Origin of the sequence: Streptomyces sp. NPDC032940, from assembly GCF_040636935.1 — a bacterium.
Classification (GTDB): domain Bacteria; phylum Actinomycetota; class Actinomycetes; order Streptomycetales; family Streptomycetaceae; genus Streptomyces.
In genome coordinates this window covers 1-2,413 of the sequence record NZ_JBEZVJ010000078.1, presented here as the reverse complement: position 1 = coordinate 2,413, position 2,413 = coordinate 1, and the positions used below count along the sequence as shown (strand labels likewise).

1 protein-coding gene is annotated in these 2,413 nt (G+C 73.8%); it reads left to right on the top strand.

Features of this window, described 5'->3' with window-relative positions:
• Window positions 1-1,133 precede the first annotated feature (1,133 nt).
• Window positions 1,134-2,413, top strand: a 1,280-nt coding sequence (mobF, locus tag AB0E77_RS34125; protein WP_361578885.1) for a MobF family relaxase, incomplete at its 3' end; no start/stop codon positions are given.

Here is a 2,413-nt window from a genome sequence, read left to right as displayed (position 1 = left end):
AGACGGTTCTCTTGGTCGAAAACCCATCTACCAGGGGCTTCACCACGTTGTCAGCCCAACTACCGGACCAAGGCGTCAGGTTGAAAAGGGCTCACGCACTCATCCAACCGGAAGCCCCTGACAACCAACTCCACATCCCAACCCTGGCGCGGTGGTGGCCGCCGGACCCTGACGGGCACGGCGTCCAGGGCTGGTGCCGATGGCGGCAGCGACATGGCGAGCTCCCGCCCTGGCGAACCAGGCAGCCGCAGCTGCTCCCGCCAGCCCGTCCGCGCACACCAGCCCCACCGCGCGCCACCCGCGCACCTCACCGCGACTCCGGCCACCCCGACCCCGCCACTCCCACCGAACCCGACGAGCCCCCACCCCCAACCGCCCCGGCCTCCGACGCCGCGCCTGCCCCCGGCGGGGGAGCGGCCATCGAGGGAGCAGCCGCCCCCGCCGACGGAGCGTCCACCGGGGGAGCGGGCACCCCTACTCCGCCCACCGATCCGCCCGAGTGCCCACCATCCCGCCGCGGCCCACCGCCCGCACCCGGCTTCTCCCCGGCCGCCGACGCCCCCGCCTCCCGGCCGCCGACTTCTCCGCACCGGGGACCGTGGCCTCTCCGGCCGCCGCCCTCCCCACGCCATTGGTCCGGCTCACCGCCACCACAGCCACCTCCCAGCCACCCGGGCCCACACCACCTGCGGGCCACGTACCGCGCCAGTCTCAGCCGCGCCCCCAGCCCCCAACCCCCTCCAGCCGCCCGCCTCCCAGGCCGTAGCACTACCGCCGCCACGCCCGGTCCCGTACACGGGAAGAGCCAGGGGAGGCCCGCACCAGATGAGAGAGGACTCCCGACAGATCCGGTCCCCGGCACACCTGGGGGAGAGGGCCGCGCCCCGGTGCGCCGCTGGTGCGTGGACGCCACGGGTACCGGGGTCTTGTGGTGGTGGCGGGGCGTGTGGTCCCCGGTCGGTGGCAGGCAAGTTGCTGAGCACCTCTGGCACTTTTGACTTCCCACCTGGCGTGCGGGCCGGTTTCCCTCCCGGCGGGACGCGTACGAAGGTCGTTTCCAGGGCCCTGGGAGCCCCGTGCCCTGCGCCGCCCGACGCCCGCAGTGCCGTGCACGCAGGTGGTCTGCTTTGACGGTGTCCTCCAGCGTGCCGGGAGTGCCGCCCGGCGTCTGGCACGGGCAGGCCGCCGCCGCTCTGGGCCTGGCCGGGATCGTCACGGATGCACAGATGCGGGCCCTGTTCGGTCTCGGCATGCACCCCGACGACGCCGAAGCGATCGCCGTCAGGGAACTCAGCCAGGGCGCCACCTTCAAGAAGGCCATGCGGGCGGCTCGACTCGGTCCTGTCGTGCCGCAGTTGGCCGAGTCCTCGCCGCTCGACAAGGAGATCGCCGAGGTCATCGAGCACGTCAGCGTGCAGCTGTGCCGCCCCCTGACGAAGGCCGAGAAGAAGGACGTCCGCATGCGGTGCGCGGCCCGCGCCTTCCAGGCCGAGTACCACCGGGCGCCGGCCGACGGCACCGAACTCGCACGGTTCCTAGCCGCCCGCACCGGGCCCCAGCGCCGCGCCGTGACCGGATACGACCTCACCTTCTCCAGCGAGGAACTGTCACTGCTGTTCGCGCTCGGCGGCCCCGACGTAGGCAGGACCGTCCTCGAAGTCCTCGCCCAGGCCCGCACGGAAACCCTCGCCTGGATCGAGGACAACGCGCTCGCGGTGCGCACCGGCCCGGGCGGCGTGGTCCAGCAGCGGGCCCGGCCGGGCCTGCTCGCCACGGTCTACCTCCACTACGAGTCCCGCGCCGGCGACCCGATGCTGCACGAGCACGCCGTCATCTCCCCCCGCGTGCAGGGCCCGGACGGCCGCTGGCGCAACCTCGACTCGAGGCTCCTGCTGCGCGACGTCGTCGCCGCGAGCGAACTGTTCAACCAGCGCTCCCTCGAGCTCATCTGCTCCCGCCTCGGGCTTGCCACCGAAGAGGTCGAGGTCACCCCCGGCCAGCGGCCGGTGATGCGGATCGTCGGCATCGATGCGCGGCTGCTCGTCGCGCTCGCGCAGCGCTCCGGTGCCGTACGGACCACCGCCGAGGCCTTCTTCGACGACTACCGGCGCCGCCACGGACGCCAGCCGCACGGTGCCGCCCGCCACGCCCTGCTCGAACAAGCCCGCAACCGGAGCAGCCCCGCCAAGCGCACCGCCCGGTCCCTGGACGACCTCCTGGCCGACTGGCGGCGCCGCGCCATCACGGTCACCGACCGCGCCACCGTGGACACCCTGATCGCCACCGCCCAGGCCGCCGCCCGCGCCGGACTGCACCGCCCGTCCCCGCCGGGGTCGACGTTGCTGCGGCGGCTGAGCAGGTCCTGGCAGCGGTCGCCGAGCGGCGTACGACGTTCCGCCGCCGCCACGTCCTG